This window comes from Marinobacter sp. SS5-14b (assembly GCF_030541005.1).
In the GTDB taxonomy this organism is placed as follows: domain Bacteria; phylum Pseudomonadota; class Gammaproteobacteria; order Pseudomonadales; family Oleiphilaceae; genus Marinobacter.
In genome coordinates, this window is the sequence record NZ_JASSVM010000001.1 from 174,495 (window position 1) to 190,241 (window position 15,747).

Annotated in this window: 12 protein-coding genes; 7 read left to right on the plus strand and 5 right to left on the minus strand. The window is 56.5% G+C overall.

What is annotated here, in order from left to right; translation table 11 throughout:
* Positions 1 to 147 precede the first annotated feature (147 nt).
* On the minus strand, positions 148 to 3,207 hold the full coding sequence (locus QPL95_RS00760; RefSeq protein ID WP_303289109.1) for an MECDP-synthase: 3,060 nt from the start codon (positions 3,205 to 3,207) through the stop codon (positions 148 to 150).
* Between the two features lie 473 nt (positions 3,208 to 3,680).
* Between QPL95_RS00760 and QPL95_RS00765 the strand changes: the two genes are divergently transcribed.
* The gene (locus QPL95_RS00765; protein WP_303289110.1) at positions 3,681 to 5,195 is read left to right on the plus strand and encodes a fumarate hydratase; all 1,515 of its coding nucleotides are present in this window, start codon (positions 3,681 to 3,683) and stop codon (positions 5,193 to 5,195) included.
* A gap of 42 nt (positions 5,196 to 5,237) precedes the next feature.
* Here the strand turns inward: QPL95_RS00765 and QPL95_RS00770 are convergent, their stop codons facing one another.
* Positions 5,238 to 5,561: an MGMT family protein gene (locus tag QPL95_RS00770; RefSeq protein ID WP_303289111.1), complete on the minus strand. Its 324-nt coding sequence runs from the start codon at positions 5,559 to 5,561 to the stop codon at positions 5,238 to 5,240.
* 32 nt (positions 5,562 to 5,593) lie between these two features.
* A complete protein-coding gene (locus QPL95_RS00775; RefSeq protein ID WP_303289112.1) occupies positions 5,594 to 6,355 on the minus strand; it encodes an SDR family oxidoreductase in 762 nt (253 codons plus the stop codon).
* Positions 6,356 to 6,427: 72 nt separating this feature from the next.
* Here QPL95_RS00775 and QPL95_RS00780 point away from each other — a divergent pair, with 72 nt between their 5' ends.
* The 6 genes from QPL95_RS00780 to gspD all read left to right on the plus strand — a co-directional run bounded on the left by QPL95_RS00780 (position 6,428) and on the right by gspD (position 12,993).
* Positions 6,428 to 6,973, plus strand: a complete 546-nt coding sequence (locus QPL95_RS00780; RefSeq protein ID WP_303289113.1) for an FxsA family protein — start codon at positions 6,428 to 6,430, stop codon at positions 6,971 to 6,973.
* A 199-nt stretch (positions 6,974 to 7,172) separates the two neighbouring features.
* On the plus strand, positions 7,173 to 7,460 hold the full coding sequence (groES, locus tag QPL95_RS00785) for a co-chaperone GroES (RefSeq protein WP_303289114.1): 288 nt from the start codon (positions 7,173 to 7,175) through the stop codon (positions 7,458 to 7,460).
* A gap of 75 nt (positions 7,461 to 7,535) precedes the next feature.
* A complete protein-coding gene (gene groL, locus QPL95_RS00790; protein WP_303289115.1) occupies positions 7,536 to 9,188 on the plus strand; it encodes a chaperonin GroEL in 1,653 nt (550 codons plus the stop codon).
* Positions 9,189 to 9,354: 166 nt separating this feature from the next.
* Positions 9,355 to 10,146, plus strand: a complete 792-nt coding sequence (gene gspN, locus QPL95_RS00795) for a type II secretion system protein N (protein WP_303289116.1) — start codon at positions 9,355 to 9,357, stop codon at positions 10,144 to 10,146.
* A 1-nt stretch (position 10,147) separates the two neighbouring features.
* On the plus strand, positions 10,148 to 11,005 hold the full coding sequence (locus QPL95_RS00800; RefSeq protein WP_303289117.1) for a type II secretion system protein N: 858 nt from the start codon (positions 10,148 to 10,150) through the stop codon (positions 11,003 to 11,005).
* A gap of 32 nt (positions 11,006 to 11,037) precedes the next feature.
* A complete protein-coding gene (gene gspD, locus QPL95_RS00805) occupies positions 11,038 to 12,993 on the plus strand; it encodes a type II secretion system secretin GspD (RefSeq protein ID WP_303289118.1) in 1,956 nt (651 codons plus the stop codon).
* Between the two features lie 159 nt (positions 12,994 to 13,152).
* On the opposite strand, the gene QPL95_RS00810 is transcribed toward gspD, so the two are convergent.
* Together QPL95_RS00810 and QPL95_RS00815 are read right to left on the minus strand one after the other, a co-directional pair.
* Positions 13,153 to 15,132 (minus strand): M48 family metallopeptidase, encoded by a 1,980-nt coding sequence (locus tag QPL95_RS00810; RefSeq protein ID WP_303289119.1) that lies wholly within the window; start codon positions 15,130 to 15,132, stop codon positions 13,153 to 13,155.
* Positions 15,133 to 15,142: 10 nt separating this feature from the next.
* Complete coding sequence (locus QPL95_RS00815; RefSeq protein ID WP_303289120.1) at positions 15,143 to 15,733, minus strand: LemA family protein; 591 nt, start codon at positions 15,731 to 15,733, stop codon at positions 15,143 to 15,145.
* Positions 15,734 to 15,747 lie beyond the last annotated feature (14 nt).

Sequence of the window (15,747 nt, forward strand, 5' to 3'; positions counted from 1 at the left end):
TTAACGTCCATGGGGACAAGCGGTTTTGGGAAAGTGGTACAAACGTGCGGTTATGGTAGGGGGAGGGATTAGGTAATGCATACTAGGATAAAAAAAAACCCCGGCATGTGCCGGGGCTGTATTCATTAAGCTAACTTATATTTGGTTTTATTGGGCTTTGTCCTGGTCCAATGCGCGGTCCAGAGTTGGGCTCACGCCGAGAGACAGGCCGATGGCTCCGGCCGATTCTGCACCAAGAACCGAAGCTGCTGTTGCGTCACCGCCAAAGGCGAGGCCCGAGCCAGACACTGCTCCGATGGTTTGAGCAACCATGGCAGCGAAGGCTGTACTGGTAACTGCTTTGCCACCCTCACAATTTTCATTGTCAACAATCGGTCCCACGAAGGTGCCGTGATTGGCCTGGGTGCAGGGATTGGTGCCGGCAAAGAAGGAGGCAGCAGGTAACGCCTGAGTTGTATTGTTGTCGGAGTCGACAAGCGACAGTCCTTCGCTGCGATCAGCCAACTCCAATCCGCCTTGGCCAATATCCATCAGGGCCATCATTGGCTCTGTGCCCGCTAGTGGTGCTGGGTAAGCGTTGCCAAGAGGGTTGACGTTTGCCTCGTTCGGAACCGTACTGTCACCGGTCACAGAGGTGATGAGCAGGTTATCCGTTGAGTTGCCAAGCTCCAGTGAGAAGTTTACTGAGTCAGTGCCATCAACCACGGACTGGAATACGTAGAAGAAGTTCTCGAAGTTTGAGGTCTTCTGCGTAATGCCGTTGGCAGCAAGGCCATCAAGTAGATCCCCGGAGCGAGTCTGGGAGTTCTCCAGCAAGCGGGTGACCTGGCCTCCGGTATTGTGCAGCACAACAGAGTCGAGCTTCGGGTAGGTGATGCTCTTGCCGGCTGAAGCATACAGGCCGTTAAGTGTCGGGTTCAGTACTGGGTCATTACTAAGCGCGGCGAATACGGTACCTGAGATGCCGCCGAGAGAGTGGCCGATAAAGTTAACTGAGCCTACATCTTTCAGGATGGGGTCGTTTAATCCATCTGGCACACCAGTGGGGGTTCCAGTTTGATCGTAGCCAGTCACATCAATGATAGGCATCAGTTTTACGGTTGCCGCTACGTTGATGAGATCCACCACGCTCTGCCGGAGGTTATCTCGGCCATTAAGCATGTTGCCAGGGTTAATAAAGAGGCTTCCAGACGACACTGCGGTAATGTCCGCTGCGCTCTTTGCGGCAACGCCAGCTGCCGCCATATCTCTGGTAAAGCCAAAGTGACGTTCTCCGGTATAGTCGGCCTCAAGCAGCTTGCTCATGCCATCAACTTGCAGGCAGGCGAACTGGATGGTTTCTGGGGTATTTGGATCTGCAAGGTTTGCAGCACTGCATGCTACAGGAACATTTGCTGCGCCACCAAGAGCTGTAAAATAGGCTTGGAGTGTTCCTTGGGCATTTGCCAGCACGGCGCTCTCATCCAATGGCGTCAAACCAGGGACTGTTCCGACGGTGCTTCCGCCAAGCCCATGAAGTGGCTGGTCAATGGCAACAACCGCCTGGCAGCTCTTCTGTGCCAGAAGAATGGCAGGGAGCATGGATGCGCTGCGGTCAACGGTAATGCCGTGCTGGAAAATAGTGATGCCGTTAGGTGCGACCGGATCGCCACAAGTGGTTGGACGCTCAATGTCTGCTGTGTTGGCATCCTCCAGTGAGGGCAGGAAAACAACGATAGGCACGGTTGTATCAGCCTGCTTCTCCGGGAATGGGAAGTTGCCATTCACGTTCAGCGGACCAACGGAGCCATCGGCGTTCCGGCCATCGCGCAGGAACTGGAATAGATCGTTGCCATCGGGGCTTAGCGTTGCGTTTAGATTTGCTTCTAGAGTGGTGTTGCCCTGCCAGCTGCCGTCGGTAAGGCCGCTACCTGAAGTGCCAGGCAGGTGCTGGAAGTAAGGCAGTTGTATAGCACCTTCGGCAACAGTGACCTGTGCTGCAGCGTCCACAATCAGGTTCGGTGTGCCGCTTTGACTTGCCTGCAATGCCAGCCCTTGAATGGTCAGCAGATCGGTAGCCGGCTTATTGTTCAGGAACAGGTTGGGGCGTGGCTGAGGCAGGTGAATGGTTCCGTTATTAACTTCATCCGTCACCGCAGCGGTGAGGTTTGTTTCAGTTGTTATTGCGGACAGTTGGCTAAGTTTACCAATGACCTGCTGTTCCTCGGGCGGCAGTGTGCTGATGTCCAGTTTTCCGGCGCCGACTTGTGCTGCCTTGGTTCCCAGCTCTTTCAACTTTGTGGTCAGCTGCGAAAAGTTCAGGTCAGTGTAGACATCTCTCACAGCTTTTAACTGTGCGGTAAAGCCGATCTGCTGTCCCAGTTTTGTAGCGGAGACCAGGGGGGTCATCATTGTACGCAGTACTTGTGAATCTGCGTTCGTGGTAAATGAATACGCAAGGGCGACCTCTTGTCCCGCAGGCGCAAGAATTGACGTGCCGAGCTTGTTCAGGCCGCTGACAATGGCTTTTACATTTTCGAGAGCTGTGTTGCCCAAGGTGCCTTCGCCGAGAGCGCGACCCTGGATAGATTGGTCAATGCTCTTATTATTGGCACCTTTTACGCCGTTACCGATCAATACAAGGTACTTGCGACCTTCTTCAAGAGGTTCCAGTGGGGTAATGCGAATCGCATTGTTAACGCCGTTATCAACGTTGACGGCTTCTGCACGGAACTTAGGCTGACTCGCGTCCGGGGCGAGTCCGGCGATATCGGCAGGGTTGACGGCCGGAAGAGCCAGTTCTGCAGGTGTGCCCTTGAGGGGGGAGTCTGTCTCAAGCGCAATCAAGAAAACGGTTTGACCAGCAACTACAGAACCTGCATTCAGTTCCCCATCAAAACGAACGTTAAAAGCGCTGGTTGTGGAAAATCCAGACAGGCTGTTCAGCGCGCTTTTGACAGGCTCAGGGCCGGAAGCGGGGGCGGTGAAGTCGTGGTTAGCGTCCTGAGTCGCTCCTAACAGTAGCAGAAGGTCAAAATGCGTGGGTACGCTGAAGGTTTCCGAAAGGGGGTTAGGGTCAAATATAGGTCGTACTATGCTGCGGTCGATAGTTGTGTCAGTAATCTGATAATCCGGATTCGCATTGTTCCCGGTGGAACCACTGTCTAAACAGCCCGTCAACCCAAGGGAAGAAGCCACGGCAAGACTTATTAGAGTTTTCTTGAACATGGGTGGAACCTTTTCCTGTTGTTGTGTCGTTATATCCGGCTTAGACGGAACCGGTCGGCCCCTGAATTCCGTTCTTTTGCCTGTTCTGCTTGTTGTCTGAATTTGTAGCCAGCACTTTAAGCCAATTTCTGTAGCTTCGACTATAGCGACAGTCTGGCAAGTGTTGATCAGCCAAAAGTGTGATTCTGCTTTTGGAGTCGCTCCTCGCACGGTTGGAGTGGCCTCCTTGAAAAATAGTGGGCCTTTGGACGTTTGTCGAGTGTTGCTGTGCCCGCGACTGGCGGTTTTAACAATTTGTTTCGAAAATGCCCATGCCGTCACCATAGGTTCTCCCATTGGTGGTGATAGCCCTTTCGCCTTCCGTCTCATCACTCGCTTGCAGAATTTTCTGGTAAACTCTCGCTTCCTTTATAAGCAGGGCTGCTTCGGCGGCTCCGCGCACTTCCGATAATCAGAAAGCTGATGAGGCGACTATGACCACCGTAATCCGCCAGGACGACCTGATCGAAAGCGTAGCCGATGCGCTCCAGTTCATTTCCTATTACCACCCGAAGGATTTTATTCAGGCTGTTTATGAGGCCTATCAGAGGGAAGAGTCCCAGGCGGCGAAGGATGCCATCGCCCAGATTCTGATCAACTCCCGCATGTGCGCCCAGGGCCATCGTCCGATCTGCCAGGACACTGGCATCGTGACCGTGTTCGTAAATATCGGTATGGATGTGAAGTTCGAGTGCGATAAGCCGCTGGACGATGTGATCAATGAAGGCGTCCGTCGCGCCTACACCCACCCGGACAACGTGCTCCGCGCCTCCGTGCTGGCAGACCCGGACGGTAAGCGTCAGAACACCAAGGACAACACCCCGGCCATCATTCACTACAAGATGGTTCCGGGTAACACCGTTGAAGTGCACGTTGCGGCCAAGGGCGGCGGTTCCGAAGCCAAGTCCAAGTTTGCCATGCTGAACCCGTCTGACTCGGTGGTGGACTGGGTGCTGAAAATGGTGCCGCAGATGGGCGCCGGCTGGTGTCCGCCCGGCATGCTGGGCATCGGTATTGGCGGTACGGCCGAGAAGGCCATGGAGCTGGCGAAGGAGTCCCTGCTGGAGCCGATCGATATTCATGAGTTGCAGGCTCGTGGCGCATCCAATCGTGCGGAAGAGTTGCGCCTGGAGCTGTTCGAGAAGGTGAACGAGCTGGGTATCGGGGCTCAGGGCCTGGGCGGCCTCACCACGGTGCTGGATGTGAAGGTCAAGGATTTCCCGACCCACGCGGCCAACAAGCCGGTGGCGATCATTCCGAACTGCGCGGCTACTCGTCATGCCCATTTCACGCTGGATGGTTCTGGCCCGTCACTGCAGACACCGCCGAGCCTGGACGACTGGCCGGAAATTACCTGGGAAGTAGGCGCCAATGTTCGCCGGGTGAATCTGGACACCGTCACCCCGGAAGACGTGAAAGACTGGCAGCCGGGTGAAACTGTTCTGTTGTCCGGCAAGATGCTGACCGGCCGTGATGCCGCCCATAAGAAGATGGTGGATATGATTGAGCGCGGCGAAGAGCTGCCGGTGGATCTTAAAGGCCGCTTCATCTATTACGTGGGCCCAGTAGATCCGATCCGTGAAGAAGTGGTTGGCCCGGCAGGTCCCACCACCGCAACCCGGATGGACAAGTTCACTCGTACCATGCTGGAGAAAACCGGCCTGACCGGCATGATCGGCAAGGCTGAGCGAGGTCAGGTAGCGATCGACGCCATCAAAGAATTCGGCGCTGTGTATCTGATGGCGGTTGGCGGTGCGGCCTACCTGGTGTCCAAAGCGATCAAGGGGGCAGAAGTTGTCGCCTTCGAAGAGCTGGGTATGGAAGCCATCTACGAGTTTGAAGTGGAAGATATGCCGGTCACTGTAGCGGTAGATTCCCGCGGCAGCTCTGTGCACCAGACCGGCCCGGTTGAGTGGCACGACAAGATCATTGCTGCCAAGGCGGTTTGATCTGAGTCTGCAGTAATATCAGTGCGGCCCTGGGCGTTCGGCTCAGGGCTGCCACTGAAAGTCTTTCATCTTTACCCTTCCTTTATTCACATCCACACCTTCCAATCTTAACTTCTCGGTTTGGAGTTGGCAGGTTTCCGTACCTTCAGGAAAAGCGATCTGACCGTTGCTCCGGATAACCCGATGCCAGGGAATCCTGTGACCGGAGGGCAGCGTGCCCAGGGCCCGGCCAACAAAGCGCGCCTGCCGGCCGAGGCCGGCCATGGCGGCTACCTGACCGTAGCTGGCCACTTTCCCTTCCGGGATTGCGGCCACTACCTGCCAGATTTTCTGCTCTTTAGTGGGTTCGTTCTCGAACGTGTCCATTCAGAGTCTCAGGGCTTACTATCAGCTTCCGGCTAGATGCGCAGGGCGCCGTCCACTTCGATCATGCGGCCGGAGACGTAGTCGTTCTCCAAGATGAATGCCACGGCAGAGGCAATTTCCTCCGGCTTGCCCATGCGCTTGAGCGGAATGCCTGCGGTCATTTTCTCGAGGGCTTCCGGTTTCATGGAGGCGGTCATCTCGGTTTCGATGAAGCCCGGGGCGATGCCCATGCAGCGGATGCCGTAGCGGGCGAGTTCCTTGGCCCAGACCGGTACCAGGGCAGACACGCCGGCCTTGGCGGCAGAATAGTTGCTCTGGCCCATGTTGCCGGCGCGCGAGATGGAGGCGATGTTGATGATGGCGCCCTGGTCACCGTTTTCGATCATGCGGGTGGCGGCTTCACGGCCACACAGGAAAACACCGGTGAGGTTGACGTCGATGACCGATTGCCACTGGGCCAGCTCCATACGTTTTTCCAGTTTGCCGTCCTTAACTTTCACCAGCAGGCCGTCGCGCAGAATGCCGGCGTTGTTCACCAGGCCGTTCAGGTGGCCGAAGTCGTTGATGATGGCCTGGAAGGTGGCTTCAACATCGTCTTCTTTAGCGACGTTGCACACGTAGGTTTTGGCATCGCTGCCGGCTTCTTTGCAGGCTTCTGCTGCTTCGGTCAGTTTGTCTTCCATCAGGTCGATGAGAGCGATTTTGGCGCCTTTGGCTGCCAGGTATTCGGCCATGGCGCGGCCCAGTCCCTGGCCGCCGCCGGTGATTGCAATAACGGAATCTTGAAGTTTCATGGTTTGCCCTAATTAAGTTCAGAGGTGGTTTTAGGTTCTCTGTGTGTCTGAGCGTTTTTATTAGGAGGCATTTTGCCCGTTTTCCTGTTTCTTTTCATTATTTTGCCCATCGCCGAGATGGTGGTTCTGATCAAAGTCGGCGGCATGATCGGGGTGTTGAACACCATCGGTCTGGTGTTACTGACCGCAGTGATTGGTGCCTGGTTACTGCGCCAGCAGGGATTGGCAACGTTGTTGCGGGCGAATCAGCGACTGAACAGCGGTGAGCTGCCGGCGAAGGAGGTGGCCGAGGGGTTGATTCTGGCCGTGGGCGGTGCGCTGCTGCTGACGCCCGGTTTTATTACCGATGCGGTGGGTTTTGCCTGTTTGTTGCCGGGGTCCCGGCATTGGTTGGCGGCCAAGGCGCTGACGCGGATGACGGTTGCCGGGCAGGCTCAAAGCCGGAGCTTTTTCTTTCGGGCTGGCGGTGGTGCCGGGCCTTTCGGGCAGGGGCCTTTTGACGCTCATGGGCCGTTCGGACCGCAGCGGCCGTTTGATCGGGATGCCAACGGCGACATTATTGAAGGTGAGTTTCAGGATCAGACCGATTCAGACCGGGACAAGCTCGAAAAAAAGTAATTTTTTTCGTTGAGGGGTGTTGAAAACACAGTGGCGAGCCCCATTTAGATTGCACAGATTCGCCGCGGGCTGAAAAGTACTGTCTTTCAGTTGCTTGGCAGTCCGGGCAATTTGTCGGGCCGGGTTTTCCGGTCAGACACTTTTAAACATGTAACTGTCATTGCCGCATGATGAATGTGGCTACTGGAGAAGCAGAGCAATGAAAATTCGTCCGTTACACGATCGAGTTGTCGTGCGCCGTAAGGAAGAGGAAGAGAAAACTGCAGGTGGCATCGTGCTGCCGGGTAATGCCAAAGAGAAGCCGTCCCAGGGCGAAGTGATCGCTGTGGGCAATGGCCGCATTCTGGACAATGGCGAAACCCGTGCACTGGCAGTCAAGGTCGGTGACACCGTGGTTTTCGGTCAGTACGCTGGTAACACCGTAAAGGTTGACGGTGAAGAGCTGCTCATCATGAGCGAAAGCGACATTTACGGCGTGCTTGAGTGATCGCATAAGCGACAGGCAATAACGCTCATTAATCCGATGGGTTCAAATTCGGTTTAACGAACAGGAACAGAAGACATGGCAGCTAAAGAAGTTAAATTCGGTGATAGTGCCCGTAAGCGTATGGTTGCAGGCGTAAATGTCCTGGCAGACGCGGTTAAGGTAACTCTGGGGCCGAAAGGTCGTAACGTGGTTCTGGAGAAGTCTTTTGGCGCACCTACCGTGACCAAAGACGGTGTATCAGTCGCCAAAGAGATCGAGCTGAAAGACAAGTTCGAGAACATGGGCGCCCAGATGGTCAAGGAAGTTGCTTCCCAGGCCAACGAAACTGCCGGTGACGGCACCACCACCGCAACCGTTCTGGCTCAGGCCATTGTGAGCGAGGGTATCAAGGCGGTCACCGCCGGCATGAACCCGATGGACCTGAAGCGCGGCATCGACAAAGCCACCGCTGAAGCCGTGAAAGCCATTCGCGAGATGGCCACTCCGTGCGACGACAGCCGCAACATTGCCCAGGTAGGCACCATTTCTGCCAACGGCGACGAGACAATCGGCCGCATCATCGCAGACGCGATGGAGCGTGTTGGTAAAGAAGGCGTGATCACCGTTGAAGAAGGCCGTGGCCTGGAAGACGAGCTGGACGTGGTTGAAGGTATGCAGTTCGATCGCGGTTACCTGAGCCCGTACTTCATCAATAACCAGGACAACATGTCTGCCGAGCTGGACGATCCGTACATCCTGCTGGTTGACAAGAAAATCTCCAACATCCGCGAGCTGCTTCCGGTGCTGGAAGCTGTCGCCAAGGCTGGCAAGCCACTGCAGATCATCGCTGAAGACATCGAAGGCGAAGCGCTGGCCACTCTGGTTGTCAACAACATGCGTGGCATCGTGAAGGTCAACGCTGTTAAAGCGCCGGGCTTTGGTGACCGTCGTAAGGAAATGCTGCAGGACATCGCCATTCTGACCGGTGGTACTGTGATTTCCGAAGAAGTGGGCCTGACTCTGGAGAACACCACTCTGGACGACCTGGGTACTGCCAAGCGCGTTAACGTGACCAAGGAAAACACCACTCTGATCGGCGGTGCCGGCGCGCAGGGCGACATCGAAGCCCGCGTTGAGCAGATCCGCAAGCAGATCGAAGACAGCACCTCTGACTACGACAAAGAGAAGCTGCAAGAGCGCGTAGCCAAGCTGGCTGGCGGTGTTGCTGTGATCAAGATCGGTGCTGGCTCTGAAGTGGAAATGAAAGAGAAGAAGGCCCGCGTTGAAGACGCGCTGCACTCTACCCGCGCTGCCGTTGAAGAAGGCATCGTAGCTGGTGGTGGTGTTACCCTGATCCGCGCCATTGCTGCGCTGGACAAGGTAGATGCGATCAACGAAGAGCAGAAAGCCGGTGTAAACATTCTGCGCCGTGCCATGGAAGCTCCGCTGCGTCAGATCGTATTCAACGCCGGTGGTGAGTCTTCTGTTGTTGTAGCCAAGGTAAAAGAAGGTCAGGGCGCCTTCGGTTACAACGCTGCCACTGAAGAATACGGCGATATGCTGGAGATGGGTATCCTGGATCCTGCCAAGGTAACCCGCTCTGCACTGCAGGCTGCGGCTTCTGTGGCCTCTCTGATCATCACCACTGAGGCGATGGTTGCAGATGAGCCGGAAGACGAGAAAGCCGGTGGCGGCATGCCGGACATGGGTGGCATGGGCGGTATGGGAGGCATGGGCGGCATGATGTGATGCCGGCCAGATCCCGACCAGGTCTCAATTCCTGAGGCCTGGCCTGATCGACCCCTTAAAACCCCGCGCTGGTTCACACCGGTGTGGGGTTTTTTATTGCTTTAATCATGAACTTGGCAACAGCCTTTGTTAGACTCGGCTACCGGTTTCCAAATGTGCACGACGTATGAGTGAGTCTCCATCAAAGCCTTTCTTCGGCCCAGGCAAGTTTGTCTTGCTCCTGTTGCTTGGTCTGTTGGTGTTCGGGGTGATGCTGGTCGTGCGCGTGCCCGTGGGCTGGGTGTGGCATCAGCTTTCCGATCAGGTTCCGTTGCCGCCTCAGGTTCAGGTTAGGCAAGTTTCCGGAACGTTATGGGGCGGTGCTGCTGGCGTCGTCGTAGGTGGCTTCCCGGCGAGAGTTCATTGGCAGTTTTCCTGGCCTTCTTTCACGGAATTGGCGTTGCCGATTGAATTTTCAGTGTCTTCGTCACAATCCCGGCTGGAAGGGGTTGCTACGGCGGGATGGCCCGGTAATTTTGAGGTGTCTGCCAATGGAACGGTGGAGGTTTCTGAGTTTGAGGGCCTGATTCGACAGAGTGGCGGCGCGATGATTGAGGGTGAGGTGAGCATTGATCGCCTGAACCTGGCGTGGTCCGATGATCGTTTGAAAAATGCACAGGGTTTGGGGCGTTGGAACGGCGGCATGGTTTCCTGGCCGATGGGTAACCAGACAGGGCAGGCACAGTTTCCGCCCATGCAGGCCAACCTGGATACCGTTGATGGCGGCGTCGCGCTCGACATCTCAGAGCAAGGCGGTGATGGGCCGGCGGCTGATGCCAGTATCCTCTGGGATGGCATGATGGAAATTCGTGTTTATAAACGCATGGTTGATCTGGCCCAGCAACCCTGGCCCGATACCGCCCGCCCGGGCGACGTGGTGTTCCGGGTACGGCAGCCGTTGCTGCCGGGAGGGCTGTAATATGGCCGGTGTATCAATACATGCTCAGGAGCGGGTTTCGCGGCTTTTGGCAAACTTGCTACTGATTCTTCTGGTGGTCTACCTGGCTGTGGAGCTGGCCAGAGTCACCTGGCTTTTTGCCTGGCAGGACAGGCCGGTACCGGAAATTTATGGCCAGGTATCGGCGGAAGCCGATGGTCGGCAAGGCGTTCACCTTGCGCCGATTGCAGGTTACGAGTTGTTTGGCCGCCCGGAATCCCAGACAGGTGTTGCCGATGTGGTGCGCCGCTCTGCGCCGGAAACAGGCCTTCGTTTGAGGCTGGAAGGCGTGCTGATAGGGCAGCGCCCGGAAGACTCCGGTGCTATAGTTGCCGGGAGCAATGGTGAAACGGAATACTACCGGGTGGGCGATACCCTGCCGGGTAATGCGGAGCTGGCCGAGGTAGAGGCCGACAGAGTGCTTATAAGGCGTGGCGGGCGCTATGAATCGCTGGCCTTTGAGGAAGATTTGGGTGTTGAGGGTATGTTGGCAGAGACCGCTCAGGCAGAGCCCGCCGAATCGCCAGAGGCTTTCCTGGCGAACGCCAGAGCCCAGCTCGACGTTGAGGGTGCCGCGGCCCTGTCAGTTTATGGTCTGAGCCCGGCGGGTGATGCGGGGCAGTCAGGTTATGTGTACGACGGATCGAACGCGATGCTCAATGCTGTTAATCTCCGCCCGGGTGATGTGATCACCGCAGTCAACGGGCAGCGACTGGGCGACATTGAACAGGACAAAGCGCTGCTCGACGACTGGCGCAGCCAGCCCCGGCTGGATATTGAAATAGAACGTGACGGAAGCCTACTTACGGTCAGCTATGCCATACCCGAGCAATGGCGCTGATCCGGTAATCTACAACAGGACGATATCGCCAGATGTATAACCACAAGACCAATATCCTCAGGGCTCTCTTGTTTGCCTTACTGCTACCACTGGTATCGATGGTACATGCTCAGGAAGAAACCTGGAGGCTGAATCTCAAGGATGCAGATATCAGGGCGTTTGTGACCCAGGTGGCCGATATTACCGGTTACAGTTTTGTGGTGGACCCCCGGGTTAAAGGTAAAGTGACGGTGCTTTCCAGTGCGCCGATGAACAAGGATGAAATTTACGATTTGTTCCTGGCGGTGCTGAACGTACACGGGTTCACTGCGATTCCGGGCGAAGAAGTGGTCAAGGTAGTACAGCAGGTGGATGCCAAGCAGTCTGCTGAGGTGCTGGACCGGTTTGATGTAACGCCTTCTGAGCAGCTGATTACACGGGTTATTCAGATTGATAACGCCAATGCGCTTGAACTGGTGCCCATTCTTCGTCCTCTTGTCGCCAAGTATGGTCATCTGGCCGGTGTTGCGGCGGCGAATGCTCTGATCGTCAGTGATCATTCCTCCAACATTCAGCGTATCGAGCAAATCGTTCGTGAGTTGGACAGTCCCTCGAAGTACGAAGTTGAGGTGATCCAGCTCAGCGAAGCCTGGGTTGGTGATATGGTCAAGCTGCTGCAGGAGTTGGCACCGGATGAATTGGGCCGGGCCGGTGGCGACAACGTTGCACGCAAGTACAGTGTAACCGCCGATGAGCGAAGCAATCGCCTGATTCTGCGTGGTGATGAAACCTTCCGGGACAAAATGCGTGGCTTGATCCGCAAGCTGGACCAGCCATCTGCCAGTGGTGGTACAACCAAGGTGCTTCGGTTACGCCATGCGGACGCCAAAACCCTGACGGAAATTCTCAAAGGCGTCATGGGCGAGGCGATCAAAGAAAGCAGCGGAGGTGGCACTGGCGCGGCCGGGGGCGCGGGCAGCAATCCGAATAACAATTTTGCGGTATTCGCAGACGAAGGCTTGAATGCCCTGGTGGTTCGGGGCGACCCGTCATTGATGCAAGAAGCCGAGCAAATTGTTGCCCAGCTGGATGTGCGTCGTGCTCAGGTGATGATTGAGGCCGCAATTGTCGAGATCAGCGATGAGCTGGGTGACCAGTTGGGTGTGCAGTTAGCCGCAGGCGATGAATCTGCTTCATCTCTTCCGGTGTTGGGCACCAATCTGACCAGTGGTCAGGGTATGGTTGGCCTGAACTCGGTCATCGGGGCCTTGGTAGGCGACACCATCCCGCAACTTGGCGGGGGTATTACGTTGGGTGCGGGTAACCGTGATGAAAACGGCATAACCTGGGGTGTGCTGATCCAGGCACTGTCATCCTCCGCTGCAGCGAATCTGCTGTCTACGCCGAGTATCATCACTCTGGATAACCAGGAGTCGGAAATCATCGTTGGCCAGAACGTGCCTTTCCGCACTGGTCAGTCCACGGTCACAGGCGATGGCACGACGAACCCCTTTACCACGATTGAGCGCCGAGACGTGGGTCTTTCGCTTAAGGTGACCCCGACCATCAGTGCCGATGGCCTGGTGCGCCTGGTGGTTGAGCAAACCACGGAAGACATTTCCACGACCACCGTAGATGGCGCCTCGGATTTGATCACCAACAAACGTGAAATCAAAACAACGGTCTTAGCCGACGATGGCGAAACTGTGGTTCTGGGCGGCTTGATCAAAGACGATTATCAGGTGAACAAGAGCAAAGTACCCCTGCTCGGTGATATCCCGGTGCTCGGCCGACTGTTCTCGTCCGAGTCTGAAACTCGCATAAAGCGTAACCTGCTGGTGTTCCTGCGCCCGACCATCATGCTTGGCAAGGAAGACGCCGTCGCGGCCACCACCGAGAAGTTTAACCGCTTGTGGGATGTAAACCTGGAAGTGAGGGAGAAGCTTGGTTTGCCGGCACCGGAGACCGGGGCGTCGGTGGATATGCTGTTTGAAGGTCGCCGCCAGTAAAAACATACTGAATAACAGAAGCATCCGATGGGGCCAGTCCCCGGCACAGAACTCAGGCTTCAGGGCCGTGCCGGGAACTGGCCCCTTTTATTTGCCTTCGAATAACCTCACGGGCATGTCATTACGGGCCGGGGTCTGACCCCGGGTCTGACCCCGGTTTTACAGCGGGGGCATTGGGCAGTCCAGTTGGTCTGCCACTAACCTCATGAGCTCATATTCCCGCACGTCCACTTTTCCGTCGTGCATGATGCAGTGTCCGCAGGCGTCGATGATGGCTGGCTTTAGGAGTGGCGACAGGCGGCTCAGGGTTTCCAGCGCGGCTTTCAGCTCGTTGACGGACACTTTGCCGGTTGTCACTTCGGCGGTGCCGTTGCAGAAGCCGGCCATGGCTTCACGGTACAGCTTGACGGACTGCCCCTCAGAAGTGCTGCCGGCCCGGGCGAACAGGCTGAGTACACGCTCTATGGCGGGAAGCACGGATCGGTAATTTCGGTGTTTTACCGGTACTGCATGTTCTGCCCCTGGCGCAAGGTGCCTGTTCAGGAAGGTGGTCAATGCCAGCTCAAACAGGCTCAGCCGATTATCGGCGGCGACCAGTCTCTGCACATTGGTCAGCAGGGCGTGGCGCTCATCCGGGTCGAGTTTGCGCAGGGCAGGCATGGCCAGCTCGAGGACGGGGAACCTGGCCGCTTCCCCGAGCTTGATCAGCGTCGGCCGAAGCTTGCCTAGAAGCTCTTCTTGCAGGCCCAGCATGGAGTGCTTTTCTATCAGTGAAAGATGTTCCTTCTGGGTGGCGTCAGGAAGATGGTAAGTCAGCAGTCCATAGCAAAGCTGGATTGCACCAGCCCGGGTGTAGAGCAGGTTTCGGAATGTGGAGGGCAGCTGGTCCAGCAGGCGGGCGGCGTAGGCCTCACTGCCTGGCGTCACTGTTCCTACCCGGGTGGAGAGTTTGGTCGGCGGTGGCTGCAGGTTTTCGTTAAAGGATGACTGCAAGGGGGAAAGCCGGCTACCGGCTCTGCCTCGAACAGGTTCAGCAACCTGGCTGACCAGGTCGCCCAGCCGTGTGCGGTCAGCAGGAGCTCCGGTCTGACGAAGGTTGGCACCTGGCTCGGTGTCTCTCAAACGGCTGCGCAGTCTTGCCAGCAAGCCCGGCTGAATGGCGTTGATCCGGTCATTCACCGGCGGATGGGAGGCCAGGAGTGAGGTGAATTTCATCCGGGCCGACTCGCCAAAACACATATGATTCATATCGCTGGCGTGGCTTGTGGAATCGAGGTATCCGCTTTTCAGGCCGATTTTGAACAGGGCGCTGCCAATACCTTCCGGGTTGCGGGTGAACTGCACCGAAGACGCGTCGGCCAGCATTTCTCGCTGACGTGACACCGCGGCCTGAATCAGTCGACCGAAAAATACCCCTACATACCCGATGATCATCAGGGCCAGCCCCAGTATGCCGAGGGCTGCCTGGGCACGGCCGTCGCGGCTGCGTGTGCGGCCACTGCTGTAAAAGCCGGCGCGCAGTAAAAACTGACCGATCTGGCCGATCATAAGAATGCCGGCAAGCAAGGCGATCAGGCGAACGTTGATGCGCATGTCGCCGTTGAGGATGTGGCTGAACTCGTGACCGACAACACCCTGCAGTTCATCCCGGTTGAGTTGGGACAAGGCTCCCTGAGTGACGACCATAACGGCTTCGCCAGGGGTGTAGCCGGCGACGAAGGCATTAATGCTGGTTTCGCTGTCCATAACGTAGAGTTCGGGCACGGAGACGCCGCTGGCAATGGCCATCTCTTCCACAATATTGCGGAGTTTCCGCTCTTCCGCGCTCTTTGTGTCTGGCTCAATCAGTCGCGCACCCACCATACGGGCCACCCGGCTGCCACCCCCGCCCAGGTCTATCCAGCGCACTAATGAGCCAACGCTGATCAGCGTGACCACGGCCGCTGCCGTCGCCAGGCCGTGGCTTGATAACAACCAGAGGTGAAAGGGAAGGGGAGAGCTCTGGCTGCGGGTGACCATGTAGCCAACCAGGCAAACGGCCAGGGTGATCAGGGTGACGGCAGTCAGAAACAGAACGATCAACAGGCCGGTGTTGCGCCGGGCGTGTGCCTGGCGCTGAAAGAAACCGGGGTTTGCCATGAATCAGGCCTCAGAAGCTGACTTTTGGGGCCTGGCGGGCTTCCGGGGTTTCCAGTTGCAGCTGGGCGGTCTCTTTGAAAGCAAACATGCCTGCCACAATGTTGTTCGGGAACTTCTCGCGGAAAATGTTGTAGGTCATCACGCCGTCGTTGTAGGCCTGACGGGCAAAAGCAACACGGTTTTCCGTGCTGGCCAGCTCTTCCATCAATTGCTGAATGGTTTCGTTGGCTTTCAGATCCGGGTAGTTTTCTGCCACGGCATAGAAGTTTGCCAGGGCTTTGGTGAGCAGGTTTTCTGCGCTGCCAAGGCGCTGGATCTTGGTATTGTCGCCTGGGTCTTTGGCGGCATCTTTCTGGGCGCTGACGGCATTGTTACGAGCTTCCATCACCTGGGTAAGCGTGGATTTCTCGTGATCAAGGTAGGCTTTGGCGGCCTCTACGAGATTGGGGATAAGGTCGTGCCGGCGCTGAAGCTGCACATCTATCTGGGCAAAACCGTTTTTGAATTGATTACGCAGAGATACCAGGTTGTTGTAGATAAAAACCAGGTAAAACACGACAACGGCAATTACGACAAGGCCGATGACAGTGGTTGTTCCCATGTCTAATCCTCAAG